Origin of the sequence: Sulfurovum sp. bin170 (assembly GCF_010892395.1) — a bacterium.
Lineage (GTDB): Bacteria > Campylobacterota > Campylobacteria > Campylobacterales > Sulfurovaceae > UBA1140.
Genome location: NZ_JAACKB010000184.1, coordinates 1 through 3,659, shown reverse-complemented (window position 1 = coordinate 3,659; position 3,659 = coordinate 1). Strand labels below are relative to the sequence as shown.

Here is a 3,659-nt window from a genome sequence, read left to right as displayed (position 1 = left end):
TTTGGAACAATAGATATTGTTAGATAGGTTTCACCAGAAGACTCTTTTACTAGGCTAAATATAACATTAAAATAGTTTGAGGTTATGGCAGATGAACTTGAACTAGGCAAGTTAGATAGCGTTCCACCTATTATGCTATTTAGCATTAAGCTAATCAAATCAACCGTACCAATATTTGTTCTAGTCTGTAAACTGTATTCTGTAATCACTCCTGTTCTACCTAAATTCTCTGCTATCTGTTGTTGAGTTATCTGTGTCATAGAATTGATATTTAATAATCCGTTTATATTAGAAACCATACGATTTAGCCACTCTTTGAGAGTTTCATTTCCATTTAGCGTTACTTTGATAACACTACCTGCTACGACCTCATCAGATTGATAAGCCATAATAATACCCTCTCCATCAAAAGAACCACCTCTAATAAGTGTCATATTTTGAGGGATATAATATGTTACGGTTGAACTAAGGGCAATTCTGCTAAAAGTTGTAGTAAAAGAGAGAGTAGGACTCTCATTTCCTGCTAAATCAACCTGTTTAATATAAAGTGTCTCATAATAAGATAGGCTTGGATTGGGTATATTAGTATTTAGTTTGCCATCGCTATCAATTGTTCCATAAGATACACCATCTATATAGACTTTTGCATCAGCCTCTCCCATAATAGTTGCAGGGAGTTCACCATTAACTAAAGCAGATGAAGTTACTATAGTTGGTTTATCAGGAGCTACAGTATCTCTTGTTATTGTAATAACTAATGGTTCACTTCTGTTTCCTGCTAAATCCATAAGTACTATATCAAAATTTTTAGCACCATCTGAACCACTTGTATTTAAATCTATACTCAACTCTCCATTGTGAATTGTTCCAACACTCCTATCATCTAACAATAGTGTAGCATTCTCTTCTCCTAATATAGTTACATTAACACTATTATAGTTCACATATTCAGGATAAGTTGAAGCCGTTGGTTTTGAAGGAGGTACAGTATCTTTTAAAATAGTCAAATTCAACTCATCACCCATTTTATTCAGATTATCTTGAAGTGTAATAATAAAACTCATATATCCATCATCACCTGTTGTATCCAAATTGATAATAGCTGTGTGATTATTGTCAATATTTATAGTTGAGTCAGAACCATCCACAAAAATTTTTGCTCCTCGTTCACCATAAATAGTTATAGGTGTGAGATTTTTATTCGTTGATTTTTGAGTTGTTATTGCAGGAGCAGGAGGTACGGTATCAATCTTGCTACCTATCTCATATCTCAAAGTATCCTCATAGTGAGCAACAGCATAATCAACTTTGATTAACTCCCTCCCCACTTCTGCTAATGTTGCATTCAAATCAGCTTGGGTTGTACTATTTATATCTAAACGAATAGTATCTATCTTGCCTAATGTCTCTCTTATAGCTTCCGTAATTACAATACCATTATTAGGATTCTTATCACTATCCAATGACTGCAAAATCTGCAAAATATTTACAACCTCAGAGCTATTGGTATCACTCCTATCCACTCCAACCAAATCAGCTGGATAGATGGTAAAATCTTTCAACTCTGTTGTTTTTATGGAACCTAAAATAACTGAACCAATAGTAAACTCTATATTATCAGAATCACTCCGACAACTAAACTCTCCATCGGCTGTTGTTAACCCACTATTGGAGCCACAACGATAGCTCACCCCTGTAACTTTTGAATCATTAAGTGTACCTGTTTGAGTAATAAAATAGTCACCACTACTGCTACTACCACAAGCCACAAAAATAAAAAGTATCAGTAGAACTAATACCCAACGCACTGTTTTTAAAAACATCACTTCTCCTTTTTAATTTTATTCATAAACAAATATCGAAACTCTACGATTTTTTGCTTTTCCATCTTCTGTATCATTACTAGCAACAGGATAGGTCTCTCCAAAGCCTAAAGAGGTTAATCTTTTTGCATCAATTTCAAACTTATCCTCTAATAGCTTAGTAACACTATTGGCTCTTCTTTGAGACAAATCCATATTGGAGAACTCATCCCCATCCCAATCTGTATGCCCCTCTATAAACACTCTCTTACCTTTTAAAGCATTATCTTTTAATGCTTCAGCTATAGTCTCTAGTTTAGCTACCTCTTGTGCCGTCAACTTGTCACTATTAACAGCAAAATGAATATTTACATCAACACTTCCTAGCAGAGCCAACTTATTGGCTAACTGCTCTTTAGAGAGTTTACTAGCATCTACAGATTCTGTTTTCTCATCGCTATTATGTCTAATATTATTTCGAATCACCCCATTCATCATTCCAGTATCTTGTTGCCTAATCGCATCAATATAGAGTTGTGACTCTTTAGGAGTAAAGATATTTGGTCTAAACTCTTTTGGTCTCTCTCCCTTCAAGAGTGTTAAGTCAAATCTTCTTGTATATGTCTGTGTCGGTTCAGGAATCACCATAGCATCTTGAATTGCATATTTGTTTTCACTTCTGGAGATACGACCTACATTATCTTGAACATATTGGGCAATCTCTATAGAGTCAACAACTCCATTTCCATTAAAATCAGCTTTGCCATCTAGTCCTTCCACCAAAACATAAGTAAAGAGTCCATGCCCCTTATATTTATCATTTGCCAACTGTGTACTTTTTGCTGCAGTCAAAACAGAGATACCGTTTTTCTTAGCAAAAGGCAAACCTATTAACTTCTTTTTTATAATATCTACCTCTCTTCCCGAGTGACAGGTGTCCAATATAACCAGTCTAAAAATAGAGGGAATATTCATTAAATATTTAGAAATTTCATTCTCTTTAAAGCCATTTTTCACAGCCCAATATTTTGAGTCTACACTAAAATCAGATGGAGCAAAGTAATACTTCTTATCCTCTCCCGTTCCTTTTATAATCCCATGAGAAGCGACATAGAGCAAAAAGTAATCATTTGGTTTTACATTTTTTCCAACCTCTTCAATCAGCTTAGTAATATTATCTTTTGTCGTGCTATCAGCATTTAGCGTATAAGGTCTAATATTTACCCTACCCCTAAAGAGTTTATCACTTCTCTTTTGAAGCACCTCTTTAACATAGTTTGCATCATTCACAGCATTTGTTAGAATTTTATTTTCATACCAATTGGGAAAACGATTTACACCAATAGCAACAACATGAAAAGTCGGTTTTCCTTTAAAGATATTCTCAACCATTGCACTCTTGATAATCTTTTTGCCATCAAGCGAAGAGAAATCAACACGAACCTTGTTCTTACCTGTAGGCAATCCAACTTTATAGGTCTCTTTTCGCAAGACAGGACTTATATCTTCTGAAGAGAGTCGGTTGGTATACATAGCCGAACCATTAATATAGAAAACAGCTCTTTTTAGTTGCAAAGATGGTCGATGATGAATCAGAACTGTAGCTGTAGCATACTCGGTATAGATAGAACTTTCAATCTTGAAATCAATATCAAACTTGACCTTGTTGTACTTCTCATCCTCTATCTCTTTCATTCGGTCAATAGCGTTGTTAGCAACTCTAATAAACTTCTTTTTATCAAAATCCGTAGTAAATATAATACTTTTATTAATAAGTTCATCTTTTTTAAAGCTATCGAAAATATCATCTACAAACATAGATTTGTTATGCTCCGAAATTTTAGCTGGGTCAATATA

At 34.3% G+C, this 3,659-nt stretch carries 2 protein-coding genes; both read right to left on the bottom strand.

Annotated features, from left to right (window positions below; translation table 11 throughout):
* The coding region (locus GSY74_RS04375; protein WP_223157460.1) for a hypothetical protein at positions 1-1,823 on the bottom strand (1,823 nt) is incomplete at its 3' end.
* A gap of 18 nt (positions 1,824-1,841) precedes the next feature.
* Positions 1,842-3,659: OmpA family protein (locus GSY74_RS04370; RefSeq protein WP_164663889.1), on the bottom strand; the 1,818-nt coding region annotated here is incomplete at its 5' end.